A 14,553-nucleotide genomic window follows, 5' to 3' on the forward strand; every position below is an offset into this window, starting at 1 on the left:
GTGAAAAATGACGCAGACACTGACACAATTTAAATGCAATAATCAGCGACGTTTCTAGTCAATAACAATACCAGTACCTGGTTTGCGCAAGGCGAAGGATTATTTTTATGAAGCTTAAGAACACTCTCCTGGCGTCCGCACTAATTTCTGCGACTGCTTTTTCTGTAAATGCAGCGACAGAATTGACGCCGGAGCAAGCGGCTGCCCTGAAACCCTATGACCGCATTGTGGTCACCGGTCGTTTTAATGCTATCGGTGATGCGGTTGCTGCCGTTTCACGCCGTGCAGATAAAGACGGTGCAGCCTCCTTTTATGTTGTTGATACCTCAGATTTTGGCAGCGGCGGTAACTGGCGCGTTGTTGCCGACGTCTATAAAGCCGACGCTGAAAAAGCGGAAGCGTCAAAAAACCGTGTCATTAACGGCGTTATGGAATTGCCAAAAGATCAGGCCGTTCTGATAGAACCTTACGACACCGTTACAGTGCAAGGTTTCTACCGTAGCCAGCCTGAAGTAAACGATGCCATCACCAAAGCAGCGAAAGAGAAAGGTGCTTACTCCTTCTATATCGTGCGTCAGGTCGATGCTAACCAGGGCGGCAACCAGCGTATTACTGCATTCATCTATAAAGCTGATGCGAAAAAACGCATTGTACAAAGCCCTGATGCGATCCCAGCAGATTCAGATGCTGGTCGTGCCGCATTAGCAGCAGGTGGCGAAGCCGCGAAGAAAGTTGAGATCCCGGGCGTAGCAACTACCGCTTCTCCGAGTGCTGAAGTCGGCCGCTTCTTCGAAACGCAATCGACCAAAGGCGGACGTTACACTGTCACGCTACCGGATGGAACCAAAGTTGAAGAACTGAACAAAGCGACAGCCGCCATGATGGTACCGTTCGACAGCATCAAGTTCACCGGTAACTACGGCAACATGACGGAAGTCTCTTATCAGGTAGCAAAACGCGCAGCGAAGAAAGGCGCGAAGTACTATCACATTACCCGCCAGTGGTCAGAACGTGGTAACAACGTGACGATCAGCGCCGATCTGTATAAGTAATACCCGATGCCTTATCAGGTCTACAGTCCTTGTAGACCTGATAATTTCGCGCAGTTCTGTTTCCAGACAAAACAAAAACAGCAGTATTAAGACAACTTTTCACACTATTAGTCACAAATCTCTCTATCCCCATTGCATGCGTTCTCTTCTCTCCGTAAAATCCCGCGCCTTAGTGGCTTTCACCATTTTTATGCGGTTTGCCAAAATAATTATTCTCTCACTCTCGTTTTTGTAACTGGATACAAATGGAAAAGAAATTGGGTCTGAGCGCACTGACCGCGCTGGTTTTAAGCTCAATGCTCGGCGCTGGCGTTTTCAGCCTGCCACAAAATATGGCAGCAGTAGCCAGCCCGGCCGCATTATTGATTGGTTGGGCGATTACCGGTGCGGGTATTCTTTTGCTCGCCTTTGCCATGCTGATCCTGACGCGTATCCGTCCTGAACTGGACGGCGGTATCTTCACCTATGCACGTGAAGGTTTCGGCGAGTTGATTGGCTTCTGCTCTGCGTGGGGATACTGGCTGTGCGCTGTTATCGCTAACGTTTCGTATCTGGTCATCGTCTTCTCTGCGCTCAGTTTCTTTACCGACACACCGGAATTACGTCTGTTCGGCGACGGTAATACCTGGCAGTCGATTGTCGGCGCATCGGTACTGTTATGGATAGTCCATTTTCTGGTGTTGCGGGGAGTACAAACCGCGGCCAGCATTAACCTGGCCGCTACTCTGGCAAAACTATTGCCGCTAGGCCTCTTTATCGTGCTGGCATTCATGCTGTTTAAGCTCGACACCTTTACTCTCGATTTTACCGGCGTCGCGTTGGGCGTGCCTGTCTGGGAGCAGGTCAAAAACACCATGCTCATCACCCTGTGGGTTTTCATTGGTGTGGAAGGCGCGGTGGTGGTATCTGCCCGCGCCAGAAATAAACGCGATGTTGGTCGCGCCACGCTGTTAGCTGTACTCGCCGCACTGGGCGTTTACCTGCTAGTCACCCTGCTATCTCTAGGCGTTGTCGCGCGGCCAGAACTGGCAGAGATCCGCAATCCATCAATGGCCGGTCTGATGGTTAAAATGATGGGGCCATGGGGCGAAATTATTATTGCCGCGGGTCTGATTGTTTCCGTGTGTGGTGCCTATTTAAGCTGGACGATTATGGCGGCTGAAGTGCCGTTCCTCGCCTCCACGCACAAAGCGTTTCCGCGTATTTTTGCGCGACAGAATGCACAGGGTGCGCCATCGGCATCGCTGTGGCTAACCAACATCTGCGTACAAATCTGCCTTGTGCTAATCTGGCTCACAGGCTCCGACTACAATACGTTACTGACAATCGCCTCAGAGATGATTCTGGTGCCCTATTTGCTGGTCGGCGCATTTCTGTTAAAAATTGCCACCCGTCCGATTCATAAGGCTGTCGGTATCGGCGCGAGTATTTATGGCATATGGTTATTGTATGCGTCAGGTCCGATGCACCTACTGCTGTCTGTAGTGTTGTATGCGCCAGGGCTGTTGGTTTTCCTTTATGCCCGTAAAACGCACACGCATGAAAACGTATTAAAACGCCAGGAGATGGCGCTGATCGGCCTGTTGCTTGTTGCTGCTGTGCCGGCTACCTGGATGCTGATGGGATAACGTTATACCCATCGTTCGCGACATATGGAGATTACGATGGGTAAAAAAAACCCTTTGCCAATTCTTATCACCGGAGGTGGTCGTCGTATCGGCCTCGCCGTCGCATGGCACTTTCTGAACCAAAAACAGCCAGTTATCGTCAGCTACCGAACTCACTATCCTGCCATTGACGGCCTGCGAGAAGCGGGCGCGATTTGTATCCCGGCTGACTTTTCCACGGATGAAGGCGTACTGGCCTTTGCTGATGAGGTCAAAGCGCAGACGGATGGCTTGCGCGCCATTGTGCACAATGCCAGCGCCTGGGTCGCCGAAAAACCCGGCACACCGCTTAGCGAAGTACTGTCACGTATGATGCAGATCCACGTCAATACGCCATATCTGCTCAACCACGCGCTGGAAGGATTGCTACGCGGTCATGGGCACGCAGCCAGCGACATCATCCATTTCACGGATTATGTTGTGGAGCGTGGCAGCGACAAGCACATTGCTTATGCTGCCAGCAAAGCGGCGCTGGATAATATGACCCGCTCGTTCGCGCGCAAACTGGCACCGGAAGTGAAAGTGAACGCGATTGCCCCCTCACTTATCCTGTTTAACGAGGGCGACGATGCAGAGTATCGCCAGCAGGCACTAAACAAATCACTGATGAAAACCGCGCCTGGTGAAAAAGAGGTCATTGATTTAATTGACTACCTACTAACTAGTTGTTTTGTCACCGGGCGTAGTTTTGCCCTTGATGGCGGGCGTCATCTGCGTTAGTGCAGTTTGATCCAACAAAAGATCAGCAACCACGCGCTCAGGCTCCAGCACACTACTGCACCGCCGAGCGCGATGGGTAAGCGCATAAACCCAGTGAAATACCACAGTGAAACAAGGTAGACAAAATAGGGAATAATCGACCACATACTGAATACAATGGTTGTACGTAACGCCTCGATCCCACGCTCACTGGCCACGATGTAGTGGGCAATCAACGCAAACGTCGGGAACAGTGGAATTAATCCAGCAATATAGTAATTCTTTGTTTTCGCCAGCAAACCTATCAACACCACCACCAGCGCACCGAGCGCCGCTTTTATAACGAGTCCCATCACTCTGCCTTAACACATCAATAACATCAGCCTCTAGCATAACGGAAGCGTTCTTGTTTAGAAAAGATTAATGGAAGGAAAAACCGGGGCGGTGTATGTTGGCGTTTTATATTCAAAATGAATGATATGAACACCATCGTATTTGTTGAAGATGATCCCGAAGTTGGCTCACTGATTGCAGCCTATCTGGCCCGGCATGATATTGAGGTTATCCTTGAACCTCGTGGTGATTTGGCCGAGGAGAAAATCCTGCACGTTCAACCCGATCTGGTGTTATTAGATATCATGCTGCCGGGCAAAGACGGGATGACTATCTGCCGCGATCTACGCGGACGCTGGCAAGGCCCGATTGTTCTGCTCACCTCGCTGGACAGCGACATGAACCATATCCTGGCGCTGGAAATGGGCGCCTGTGACTACATCCTGAAGACAACGCCGCCAGCTGTGCTGCTGGCTCGCCTGCGCCTGCACCTGCGCCAGAATGAACACTCAGCACAGTCTAAAGGCATTCAAGCGGCAACCATCACACCGCACACAACGCTGCGCTTTGGCACACTCACTATCGATCCCACCAACCGCTCCGTGCTGCTCGGCGGCGAGCAAATCTCTCTTTCCACCGCTGATTTTGAATTACTGTGGGAGTTGGCAACCCATGCCGGGCAGATTATGGACCGTGATGCGTTGCTAAAAAACCTGCGTGGCGTAAGTTATGACGGCATGGATCGCAGCGTCGATGTCGCGATTTCCCGCTTACGCAAAAAACTGCTCGATAACGCGACTGAACCCTATCGAATCAAAACGGTACGCAACAAAGGTTATCTGTTCGCACCGCACGCCTGGGACGACGAGCCTCATAAGTAATCCAACCGGGCCGATCACTTTGATCGGCTCTCATAATTATCTGGCGTTACACTGTCACATTGATAGCTAACTAAACGTCAGTCCGTCGTATTTTTTCCAACGATAGTTTACGGCGGAGATAATCCAGCAGCCGATAAAGACGCCAATAATCGCAAAACCGACATTCCCCATATGGTCACTCAAATTGCTGACGGTATCCCACACCCCCCCCTGAAGCGAAAACGCGTCAGAGAGAAGTCCCAGCGCCTCCAGCCCGCCAATAAATAGCGCAACAATCACGGAAGTCCCGGTAATGGTCATATTGTAATAGAGCTTACGTTGCGGCTTATTGAACGCCCATCCGTAGGCCTCAACCATCAGAATACTGTCGAGACAATCAATTAACGCCATACCGCAGGTAAACAGCGCCGGGAATACGAGAATTGACCAAACTGACATGCCGCTGGACGCGCTTGAAGCAGAAATTCCCAGCAAAGAAATTTCAGTGGCGGTATCAAAACCCAGACCAAACAGAAAGCCGACAAAATACATATGCCAGTCTTTACCTACCAGCCGAAACGCTGAGCGGAAAAGCCAGTTCAGAGGGCCTGAAACTGTAATGTCTTCCGTGGTGCCATCGTAAGTACCGGTGCGTTTAAGATGGCGGAATGCCTTCCAGACCTGGCAGAAAATAATGAGATTGATGGTAGCCAGAATCAGCAAAAATACGGCAGAGACCGTAGTTCCTATCAGACCACCGACATTCTGAAACCATGCCATATGTTGCTTAAACACGCTGGTAGTTAGCGCAATGCCAATGCTGGCCAGCACCACAATGGTAGAGTGTCCCAGAGAAAACCAGGCCCCCGTTGTCAGGGCACGTTTTTTCTGCTGCATGAGTTTACGCGTCGCGCTGTCTATCGCGGCGATATGATCGGCATCAACGGCATGGCGCAAACCATAGCACCACGCAATCAGACTCAGTGCCAATAAGGAAGTATTGTTGCTAAACGCGGTGAAAGCCCACAGCCACGCTACGATGTTTGCCCCGATGAGTAAGACCATCAACAAAAGAATATTCGGGCGTTTTTTTAATAATGAAAACAATGCGTTCATTGTTTCCGGCCTGTCAAATTTTCGCTCAACAACACACCACACCGCCGTTCATTGATTGATTAATACAACGTTTACCAGGCTAATGATAACTCTTAAGAATTACTAACCCAGTGTCGTAGATCAAAATTGATTACCACCTGAAGCAAGTTCTGTCATCGCTAGCTCCGCAATACGCAGAGGTACCGTTGCGCTGTCACCCTCTTGCAGAAACCAGACGGACGACAACCCACACCAGGCAACAATCCACATCAGTAAACGCTGCCGTTCAATTCTGGCGATTTCAGACACAATGTTGACTCGTTGCGTGAATCTTTCAGGCTCAATGGCGACAGGTCTGGTAGGTTCGGCAAGATCGGGGTTAGTAAAGATATTGGCGTAATCAAAGCCACGCTCGCCCACCAGCCCTTTGGGATCGATAGCCAGCCATCCTCTCGTTCCGAAATCAAGAATATTGCCGTGGTGTAGATCGCCATGTAATACGACTGCATCATGGGGTGAAGATAGCAGTAAGTTTGCCACCGCAGCACAACGCGTCAGGATACCGCCATGCTTTTTCGCGGCAGGAGCCAGATCGCGAAACCAATGGTGCAGAGGTGTTAACGCAGGCGTAGACGCATTTCGGGAGAGATGGAGTCTACTGGCAGCATGGCAAATAATGCGACAGGCCTGCGCATCGTTGCCAGTCCAGGACATGTCCGCTAAAGACCATGTCTCTGTCGCACGTTCCAGCAGAATCGCCCCTGCTGCATGAGCAAGTACTTTCGCTGCGCCATTTCCGTTCCACCAGACCATGAGTTCACAGCCGATCCGTTCACTGTCATCATCGGTGATCTTTAGTATGGCTTTCTGCCCGTCCTTGACCACCACCACAGGCAAAAGCTGCGATGTGTGCGTTTCAAACGGTTCACCATCTGGAGTGAGCCCCCAACGGTTGAGCCAGATGTTGAACAGACGATTTTCCAAACAATATCCTCATTTTTCTCTGGAAGATGGTAATCAAAAGGATCCGTGTCGGCATTATTCCTGTTTTCTTTTGGTTGAGCCACAACCCCCACTTCCATCATCACTGACTTATCGGGTAGAGCACTAACAGGCACATCCTTGTGTATCTGTGTGCCATGCTGACTGTGTTCGGTATATGAGGAGGACACGATGATCACGTTATGCAAAACCTGTGGAACATCCTATGAGGTAACTGGCGCCCATCCGGAACATTGCGATATCTGCCTGGATGAACGTCAATATGTCCCCACAAGCGGGCAGAAATGGATCGATTTTGACACCCTGTGTGCATCGCATACAAATAAGTGGAAGCAACACGACAGTACCCTCCTCAGCATCCGCACCGTTCCTGATTTTGCAATTGATCAGCGCGCGTTTCTTGTGCGTACCCCAGAAGGAAATATTCTGTGGGACTGCATTGCCACGCTCGACGATGCCACAAAAACGCTAATAACGTCCCTTGGCGGCCTTAAGGCTATCGCGATTTCGCATCCTCATTACTACACCACCATGCAGGACTGGGCTGCGGAATTTAACGCGCCGATTTACCTTCATGCCAGCGACAGAAGGTGGGTAATGCGTGACAGCCCGTGGATTAGATTCTGGGATGGCGACACCATTGAGTTAACCCGTGACGTCACGATGATACGTCTCGGCGGGCACTTTGCTGGCGGCTGCGTCCTGCACTGGGCGCGTGACGAAGGCGTGGTGCTTTCTGGCGACATCGTTCAAGTTACACCAGGTGCCCATGCAGTCTCATTTATGTGGAGCTACCCCAATATGCTACCGTTGCCAGCCGCCACCGTCAGCGACATCATCCAACGCCTGAGAACAGTGAAATTTAAGCAACTTTACGGCGCATTTGAAGGTAAAGATATTACGCAAAATGCCGATGAAATTGTGCGCCGTTCAGGTGAAAAATATATTTCCTGCCTCAAATAAACCGGCAGTTTATTCACCAACCATGCTCAGGAAGGTAAAAATGGATAGAACTTATAAATCACGCCCATCACAGAAACACTCACTATCACACTGATAATGAAGTAGGTTTTGAAAGGCTGCTTTTGTGTTTTATGGCGAAAGATTTGTTGACCCGCTATCGCGCCGCCCCACCCGCCCACAACGCCAAACACCAGCAATGTGGATTCCGGCACTCTGCGCCAGTCCTTGCGTGCCGCCATTTTGTCCACGCCGTATAACAGCAGCGTCAAAACGTTGGCGAGTAGAAACCATATAACAAGAGGATAAGCGGTGAAAATGCAGCCGACCGCTGCGAAAATGAGTAGCGAATAACAACAGCGATTGAGATTCATATTTTCAGTCACAGCACTTTTCAGGAAGTATCGGCACGCATTATACGCAAGGTCAGTCATCCCTGCCACGGGTGAGAATATCCCTTTTATTATTATGCCTATATGCCCAAAGATAGCGCAAATTCTCTGGTCTGCGGGGTACCTAACAATTCAAACAAGAGAGTCGTTTTCATTATTCAAAACAAATGATAATTTATTAAACCCAAATGGAGAAATTGTTCTGGAGTCACAAGGATGAGAAAATACTCATATCCATATTTGTTTTTTATTACCGTCTCATCTCTCGGCGCAATTTTTCTCTTTTACTGGTGGAAGGTAACGGTATACAGAGCGACATTTCTCTACCCGCTCACATCCAAATACCTCATGCTTATTTCTCTGGCAGTGTCATTGTTAATTACCTTATTTCTGGTAGGTAATGGGATAATGAAAAAAAGTCCCTTCCAAACCTATCTGAAATTATTTGGTGGCATCAGCATTGCCATGGTGCTGTTTTCAGTGATCATGGTTATGGCGATAACCTGGTTCATTCCGGGTGTCCCCTCGTCCTATACCGCCACATACGTCTATGCTACAGGAAGTTCTAAAAGTTGTTCGGGGGCTGATGTTGACGATCCGGATCTCGGGACTAACATCAGAATTTGCTATCCCGAAGGTAACTACGAATATAACAACACCATCTACGTTGAGAAACGAAGTAACCTTTTAGGTGCGGTCGTGACATACGCCAGAACAACCCCACCCCGATTTTGATTAACTTACAGCGTAGAAAGCAATGCGTGATCCAGCGAAAGGTCATTCCGCGCCCGTAGGAGCCATAAGAATGCAGAAAAGAGATATACAGTGTACTCTGCGTGGACAAGCACGCCGGATGGTGATCGGAGAACCTTTCTGAACCCACGCATCGGCGGATACCGCTGTGCCCACTTTTCCCCTGAGGGACACGTGCACTCGCTAACTTATTGAGCGTTCGGTGATTTTTTATGAAGAAACTGTTTGTACAGTTTTACCTCCTGCTGTTTGTCTGCTTTTTGGTGATGACCCTATTAGTCGGTCTGGTATACAAATTCACCGCAGAACGCGCAGGCAGACAGTCGCTCGACGATTTGATGAAAAGCTCGTTGTACCTGATGCGCAGTGAACTACGCGAAATCCCGCCACGCGACTGGGGTAAGACGCTGAAGGAGATGGATTTAAACCTCTCATTTGACCTGCGCGTTGAACCGCTGAATAAGTACACACTGGATGCCCCAACCATGCAGCGTTTGCGCGAAGGCGATATTGTGGCACTTGACGATCAATACACCTTCATTCAACGCATTCCTCGCAGCCATTATGTGCTGGCCGTCGGTCCGGTTCCCTACCTCTATTTTCTCCATCAAATGCGCTTGCTGGACATCGCGCTGATGGCGTTTATTGCTATCTCACTGGCCTTCCCGGTACTGATCTGGATGCGCCCGCACTGGCAGGAAATGCTCAGACTCGAATCCGCCGCACAACGTTTTGGTGAAGGACATCTGAGTGAACGCCTTCATTTTGACAGCGGTTCCAGCTTTGAGCGCCTGGGCGTAGCGTTTAACCAAATGGCCGACAATATCAATGCGCTGATCGCCAGTAAAAAACAGCTCATCGATGGTATTGCCCATGAGCTTCGTACCCCGTTGGTACGTTTACGTTACCGGCTGGAAATGAGTGATAACCTCACCGAGCAGGAATCTCAGGCGCTGAATCGTGATATCGGCCAACTGGAAGCGTTGATAGAAGAGTTACTGACCTACGCCCGCCTGGATCGCCCGCAAAATGAACTGAAACTCAGCGTACCGGACCTGCCTGCTTGGTTGACAACCCATCTGGAGGATGTGCAAAGCGTAAATCCTGACCGTGCGGTGCAATTACGTCATCTCGAAACTGGCGACTACGGCGCGTTGGATATGCGCCTGATGGAGCGGGTCCTGGATAATTTGCTGAATAATGCCCTGCGCTATTGCCAGTCAACGGTGCAAGCCAGTCTGCTGCTGAACGGCAATCAAGCCACGCTGGTAGTGGAAGACGACGGCCCCGGTATTGCACCAGACGCTCGCGAACAGGTTTTTGAACCGTTTGTACGCCTTGACCCCAGCCGTGATCGGGCGACCGGGGGTTGTGGGCTTGGGTTAGCCATCGTCCACTCAATAGCGTTGGCTATGGGAGGGACGGTCGTCTGTGATGAAAGTGAACTTGGCGGCGCCCGGTTTACTTTCCGTTGGCACGTCTGGCATAACATTCCTGAAATTTCGGCTGCCTGACCTATTCTGCTCGGTGGCCAGGCGGTGAATGTTGTGCTATAAAAAAGTATGTTGTAACTAAAACGGTAAATCTATGGCCCGTTACGATCTCGTTGACCGCCTGAACGGCACCTTTCGCCAGATGGAACAAGAACTGGCGCTTCTGAACGAAAACCTGTTGCAGCAGACGCTGCTGATTGCCCGCGTATTCTCGTTACCGGAAGTGGTCAAAGAGGCAGAGCATGCCCCTCTGCAGAGCATTGATGTTAAGCAGCATTTAGGCAAAGAGGCTGAAGCTCTGGCACTGCGCCATTACCGTCACCTGTTTATTCAGCAGCAGTCCGAAAAACGCAGCAGCAAAGCGGCCGTCCGCCTACCGGGTGTATTGTGCTACCAGGTTGATAATGCGGGGCAATGTGCTCTGGAAGAACAAATCCAGCGTATAAACCAGCTGAAAACCACCTTCGAGCGCATTGTTACAGTAGAGTCAGGGCTGGCGCCGGCAGCACGTTTCGAATGGGTGCATCGCCACCTGCCGGGGCTGATTACACTGAATGCCTATCGCACACTCACCGTTGTCAGAGATCCTGCCACCCTGCGATTCGGCTGGGCTAACAAGCACATTATTAAAAACCTGAAACGCGATGAAGTACTGCAGCAACTGGAAAAAAGCCTGACCTCACCGCGCAGCGTACATCCCTGGACACGTGAAGAATGGCAGGCGAAGCTTGAACGCGAATATCAGGATATCGCCGACTTACCGCAGCAGGCCCGCCTGAAAATTAAAAGGCCGGTAAAAGTGCAGCCTATTGCCCGCGTCTGGTACAAAGGAGAGCAAAAACAGGTGCAATATGCCTGCCCGACGCCACTGATTGCTTTGCTTAATAACGACAACGGTATGACCGTACCGGATATTGGCGAGTTACTGAATTACGATGCCGATAACGTTCAGCATCGCTTTAAACCTCAGGCGCAGCCGTTGAGATTGATTATTCCCCGGCTGCACCTGTACGTTGCGGATTAACTGCCTGGCCGCATGCTGCCAACCATCAGCTCCGGACGTACCCAGCTGTCGAACTCCGCTTCGGTTAGATATCCCAGAGCCAGAGCGGAGGCTTTTAGCGTCAGCCCTTCTTTATGCGCTTTTTTGGCAATTTCAGCCGCTTTATCGTAACCGATATGGGTGTTGAGCGCGGTCACCAGCATCAGCGACTCATTGAGCAGTTGATCTATTCGTTCACGGTTGGGCTCGATTCCCGTCGCGCAATGTTCATTGAAGCTTTCCATACCGTCCGCCAGCAGGCGTACCGACTGCAGGAAGTTGTGGATGACCATCGGTCGATAGACGTTGAGCTCAAAGTTACCTGACGCCCCGCCCATATTGATGGCGACATCGTTACCCATCACCTGGCAGCACAACATGGTCAGCGCTTCACACTGGGTAGGATTGACTTTACCCGGCATGATCGAGCTGCCCGGTTCGTTTTCCGGAATTGAAATTTCGCCAATACCACAGCGCGGGCCAGATGCCAGCCAGCGTACATCGTTGGCGATTTTCATCAGCGACGCTGCCAGCCCTTTTAGCGCTCCGTGGGCATGAACCAGGGCATCGCAGGTGGCCAGCGCTTCAAATTTATTCGGAGCGGTAACGAACGGCGCGCAGGTAATGACCCGCAGTTCGTCCGCGACCCGGCGGGCGTATTCGGGATGAGTGTTCAGTCCGGTACCTACCGCGGTTCCCCCCAACGCCAGTTCTGCCACATGCGGTAAACTGTTTTCAATGTGTCTGAGGTTATGTTCAAGCATTGCTACCCAGCCGGAAATCTCCTGGCCAAGCGTAAGTGGAGTTGCATCTTGCAGATGTGTACGACCAATTTTAACGATATCGGCGAAAGCGTGGGACTTATCACTGAGCGTTTTGGTCAACACATTTAATTGTGGGATCAAAGATTTACGCAGCGCCAGCAGTGCGGCAACGTGCATTGCGGTCGGGAAGACATCGTTCGAGCTTTGGCTTTTATTGACATCATCGTTGGGGTGTACTTTTCGCTCCATCCCCCGCACGCCGCCCAGCAATTCGCTGGCCCGGTTTGCCAGCACCTCGTTCATGTTCATATTGCTTTGCGTGCCTGAGCCGGTTTGCCAGATGGCCAGCGGAAACTCATCGCGGTGTTTATCTGCCAACACCTCATCTGCAGCCTGCATAATAGCCCTGGCTTTATCCTCCGCCAGCAGCCCCAGATCCTGGTTAACCTTTGCCGCGGCGCGTTTCGTCAGCGCCAGCGCATGGATCAGCGAGACCGGCATTTTCTCCGTAGAGATACGAAAATGCTCCAGCGAACGTTGGGTTTGCGCGCCCCAAAGCTTATCGGCAGGAACATCAATCGCCCCCATTGAATCATTCTCGCGGCGTACCGTTACCATTACCTGCTCCTTACATTAACAGTTGATTAGGTTATGTTTCGACATTGCCCATTTGCATTGGTCTTATGAGTATTAACGAGGATAAAGCTGTCGTTGGGTGGTTCGTGCGGTAAAAAAAACCGCCCCGAAGGGCGGCTGACGTTACTTAACGCAGCGTGCGCACTGCGACGTCTGAATTTGCTTGAAGAAATCGTTGCCTTTGTCATCTACCAGGATAAATGCCGGGAAATCTTCTACTTCAATTTTCCAGATGGCTTCCATCCCGAGTTCCGGGTATTCCACGCACTCCAGGCTCTTGATACTGCCCTGAGCCAGCACCGCGGCGGGGCCGCCAATACTGCCCAAATAGAAGCCGCCATGTTTATGGCAAGCATCGGTCACCTGCTGGCTGCGATTGCCTTTCGCCAGCATAATCATGCTCCCACCAGCGGCCTGAAGCTGGTCAACATACGAGTCCATACGTCCGGCAGTGGTTGGCCCCAGCGAACCAGAGGCATAGCCTTCCGGCGTTTTTGCCGGACCTGCGTAATAGATCGGGTGATCTTTAACATACTGCGGCAAACTTTCGCCGTTATCCAGACGTTCTTTCAGTTTCGCATGCGCAATATCACGGCCAACGATAATTGTACCGTTGAGCGACAGACGCGTGGAAACCGGATACTGGGAAAGCTGAGCCAGAATCTCTTTCATCGGACGATTGAGGTCAACGCGCACCGCTTCGCCCTCTCCCGCCTGGCGCAGCTCTTCCGGTATAAATTTGCCAGGATTATGTTCCAGTTTTTCGATCCAGATACCTTCACGGTTGATCTTGGCTTTGATATTTCGATCGGCTGAGCAAGAAACGCCCATTCCAACCGGACACGACGCGCCGTGACGCGGCAGGCGGATCACGCGGATATCATGCGCGAAGTACTTCCCGCCAAACTGCGCGCCAAGCCCCAAATTCTGCGCCTCAATCAGCAGCTCTTTTTCCAGCTCTACATCGCGGAATGCCTGACCATGTTCGTTACCTTCTGTCGGCAATTCGTCGTAGTATTTTGCAGAAGCCAGTTTGACCGTTTTCAGCGTGGCTTCTGCCGATGTTCCACCGATTACGAACGCGATGTGATACGGCGGACAGGCCGCAGTGCCCAACGTACGCATTTTCTCAACCAGGTAATTTTTTAATTTGCCCGGCGTTAACAGCGCTTTGGTTTCCTGGTACAGATAGGTTTTGTTCGCCGAACCACCACCTTTGGCAATACACAGGAATTTGTATTCATCTCCGTCGACGGTATACAAATCGATTTGTGCTGGCAGGTTGGTACCGGTGTTCACCTCTTTATACATATCCAGCGCTGCGTTTTGTGAATAGCGCAGGTTGTCTTCGATGTAGGTGTTATAGACGCCTCGCGCCAGCGCCTCCTCATCACCCCCACCGGTCCAGACACGCTGACCTTTTTTACCCACGATAATCGCAGTTCCGGTGTCCTGACAGGTCGGCAAAATGCCTTTTGCCGCGATGTCAGAGTTACGCAGGAATTGCAGGGCCACATATTTGTCGTTTTCGCTGGCCTCCGGGTCGCGCAGAATATCAGCTACCTGCTGTTGATGTGCGGGACGCAGCATAAACGACGCATCATGAAAGGCCTGACGAGCCAGCAGGGTTAAGGCTTGCGGTGCAACTTTAACAATCTCCTGCCCTTCAAATTCGGCAACAGAGACATAGTCGTTGGTCAGCAGATAGTATTCGGTATCATCCTTTTTGAGGGGGAAAGGATGCTGATAATGAAAGGGTTTGTTTGACATTGTGCTCTCACTTACTGCTCGGTCTGGTTATTCTC

Annotated in this window: 14 protein-coding genes; 8 read left to right on the forward strand and 6 right to left on the reverse strand. The window is 51.0% G+C overall.

All coding sequences use genetic code 11. The annotated features are described in order from the left end of the window. Nucleotides 1–107 precede the first annotated feature (107 nt). The 3 genes from ydgH (at nucleotide 108) to folM (ending at nucleotide 3,439) form a co-directional block, all read left to right on the forward strand. Entirely contained in the window at nucleotides 108–1,052 is a 945-nt protein-coding gene (gene ydgH, locus OGY08_RS16515) for a DUF1471 family protein YdgH (RefSeq protein ID WP_003832856.1), read from the forward strand. Nucleotides 1,053–1,297: 245 nt separating this feature from the next. Next, nucleotides 1,298–2,680, forward strand: a complete 1,383-nt coding sequence (locus OGY08_RS16520) for an amino acid permease (protein ID WP_008784707.1) — start codon at nucleotides 1,298–1,300, stop codon at nucleotides 2,678–2,680. Nucleotides 2,681–2,716: 36 nt separating this feature from the next. After that, a complete protein-coding gene (gene folM, locus OGY08_RS16525) occupies nucleotides 2,717–3,439 on the forward strand; it encodes a dihydromonapterin reductase (protein ID WP_020996413.1) in 723 nt (240 codons plus the stop codon). On the opposite strand, the gene OGY08_RS16530 is transcribed toward folM, so the two are convergent. After that, complete coding sequence (locus OGY08_RS16530; RefSeq protein ID WP_008784705.1) at nucleotides 3,436–3,771, reverse strand: GlpM family protein; 336 nt, start codon at nucleotides 3,769–3,771, stop codon at nucleotides 3,436–3,438. The genes folM and OGY08_RS16530 overlap by 4 nt on opposite strands. 117 nt (nucleotides 3,772–3,888) lie before the next feature. Between OGY08_RS16530 and rstA the strand changes: the two genes are divergently transcribed. After that, on the forward strand, nucleotides 3,889–4,632 hold the full coding sequence (rstA, locus tag OGY08_RS16535) for a two-component system response regulator RstA (protein ID WP_057095100.1): 744 nt from the start codon (nucleotides 3,889–3,891) through the stop codon (nucleotides 4,630–4,632). 66 nt (nucleotides 4,633–4,698) lie between these two features. Here rstA and OGY08_RS16540 read toward each other — a convergent pair whose 3' ends face one another. Together OGY08_RS16540 and OGY08_RS16545 are read right to left on the reverse strand one after the other, a co-directional pair. Further along, nucleotides 4,699–5,727: a HoxN/HupN/NixA family nickel/cobalt transporter gene (locus OGY08_RS16540; protein ID WP_125363469.1), complete on the reverse strand. Its 1,029-nt coding sequence runs from the start codon at nucleotides 5,725–5,727 to the stop codon at nucleotides 4,699–4,701. 120 nt (nucleotides 5,728–5,847) lie between these two features. Then, complete coding sequence (locus OGY08_RS16545; protein ID WP_125363470.1) at nucleotides 5,848–6,690, reverse strand: aminoglycoside phosphotransferase family protein; 843 nt, start codon at nucleotides 6,688–6,690, stop codon at nucleotides 5,848–5,850. Nucleotides 6,691–6,879: 189 nt separating this feature from the next. Here OGY08_RS16545 and OGY08_RS16550 point away from each other — a divergent pair, with 189 nt between their 5' ends. Beyond that, nucleotides 6,880–7,671, forward strand: a complete 792-nt coding sequence (locus OGY08_RS16550) for an MBL fold metallo-hydrolase (protein ID WP_032943363.1) — start codon at nucleotides 6,880–6,882, stop codon at nucleotides 7,669–7,671. A gap of 26 nt (nucleotides 7,672–7,697) precedes the next feature. On the opposite strand, the gene OGY08_RS16555 is transcribed toward OGY08_RS16550, so the two are convergent. Continuing rightward, complete coding sequence (locus OGY08_RS16555; protein ID WP_032944411.1) at nucleotides 7,698–8,042, reverse strand: DUF1294 domain-containing protein; 345 nt, start codon at nucleotides 8,040–8,042, stop codon at nucleotides 7,698–7,700. A gap of 234 nt (nucleotides 8,043–8,276) precedes the next feature. Between OGY08_RS16555 and OGY08_RS25230 the strand changes: the two genes are divergently transcribed. From OGY08_RS25230 to tus, 3 genes are all read left to right on the forward strand, one after another. After that, a complete protein-coding gene (locus OGY08_RS25230) occupies nucleotides 8,277–8,795 on the forward strand; it encodes a hypothetical protein (RefSeq protein WP_032943361.1) in 519 nt (172 codons plus the stop codon). A gap of 230 nt (nucleotides 8,796–9,025) precedes the next feature. After that, nucleotides 9,026–10,327, forward strand: coding sequence for a two-component system sensor histidine kinase RstB (gene rstB, locus OGY08_RS16565; protein ID WP_008784698.1), 1,302 nt, complete (start codon nucleotides 9,026–9,028; stop codon nucleotides 10,325–10,327). Between the two features lie 73 nt (nucleotides 10,328–10,400). Continuing rightward, complete coding sequence (tus, locus tag OGY08_RS16570) at nucleotides 10,401–11,330, forward strand: DNA replication terminus site-binding protein (RefSeq protein ID WP_125363520.1); 930 nt, start codon at nucleotides 10,401–10,403, stop codon at nucleotides 11,328–11,330. Here the strand turns inward: tus and fumC are convergent. Together fumC and fumB are read right to left on the reverse strand one after the other, a co-directional pair. Next, entirely contained in the window at nucleotides 11,327–12,730 is a 1,404-nt protein-coding gene (gene fumC / locus OGY08_RS16575) for a class II fumarate hydratase (RefSeq protein WP_003028966.1), read from the reverse strand. The genes tus and fumC overlap by 4 nt on opposite strands. A 141-nt stretch (nucleotides 12,731–12,871) precedes the next feature. Beyond that, nucleotides 12,872–14,518: a class I fumarate hydratase gene (gene fumB / locus OGY08_RS16580; protein ID WP_286566113.1), complete on the reverse strand. Its 1,647-nt coding sequence runs from the start codon at nucleotides 14,516–14,518 to the stop codon at nucleotides 12,872–12,874. Between the last annotated feature and the right edge of the window lie 35 nt (nucleotides 14,519–14,553).

Source organism: Citrobacter sp. Cpo069, assembly GCF_030332785.1.
In the GTDB taxonomy this organism is placed as follows: Bacteria; Pseudomonadota; Gammaproteobacteria; order Enterobacterales; family Enterobacteriaceae; genus Citrobacter; species Citrobacter portucalensis.

What these genes read in the sequence shown, in the direction of transcription:
- ydgH (WP_003832856.1), top strand. Translation starts at nt 108, where the DNA reads ATGAAGCTTAAGAACACTCTCCTGGCGTCCGCACTAATTTCTGCGACT.
- OGY08_RS16520 (WP_008784707.1), top strand. Translation starts at nt 1,298, where the DNA reads ATGGAAAAGAAATTGGGTCTGAGCGCACTGACCGCGCTGGTTTTAAGC.
- folM (WP_020996413.1), top strand. Translation starts at nt 2,717, where the DNA reads ATGGGTAAAAAAAACCCTTTGCCAATTCTTATCACCGGAGGTGGTCGT.
- OGY08_RS16530 (WP_008784705.1), bottom strand. Translation starts at nt 3,771, where the DNA reads ATGGGACTCGTTATAAAAGCGGCGCTCGGTGCGCTGGTGGTGGTGTTG.
- rstA (WP_057095100.1), top strand. Translation starts at nt 3,889, where the DNA reads ATGAATGATATGAACACCATCGTATTTGTTGAAGATGATCCCGAAGTT.
- OGY08_RS16540 (WP_125363469.1), bottom strand. Translation starts at nt 5,727, where the DNA reads ATGAACGCATTGTTTTCATTATTAAAAAAACGCCCGAATATTCTTTTG.
- OGY08_RS16550 (WP_032943363.1), top strand. Translation starts at nt 6,880, where the DNA reads ATGATCACGTTATGCAAAACCTGTGGAACATCCTATGAGGTAACTGGC.
- OGY08_RS16555 (WP_032944411.1), bottom strand. Translation starts at nt 8,042, where the DNA reads ATGAATCTCAATCGCTGTTGTTATTCGCTACTCATTTTCGCAGCGGTC.
- OGY08_RS25230 (WP_032943361.1), top strand. Translation starts at nt 8,277, where the DNA reads ATGAGAAAATACTCATATCCATATTTGTTTTTTATTACCGTCTCATCT.
- rstB (WP_008784698.1), top strand. Translation starts at nt 9,026, where the DNA reads ATGAAGAAACTGTTTGTACAGTTTTACCTCCTGCTGTTTGTCTGCTTT.
- tus (WP_125363520.1), top strand. Translation starts at nt 10,401, where the DNA reads ATGGCCCGTTACGATCTCGTTGACCGCCTGAACGGCACCTTTCGCCAG.
- fumC (WP_003028966.1), bottom strand. Translation starts at nt 12,730, where the DNA reads ATGGTAACGGTACGCCGCGAGAATGATTCAATGGGGGCGATTGATGTT.
- fumB (WP_286566113.1), bottom strand. Translation starts at nt 14,518, where the DNA reads ATGTCAAACAAACCCTTTCATTATCAGCATCCTTTCCCCCTCAAAAAG.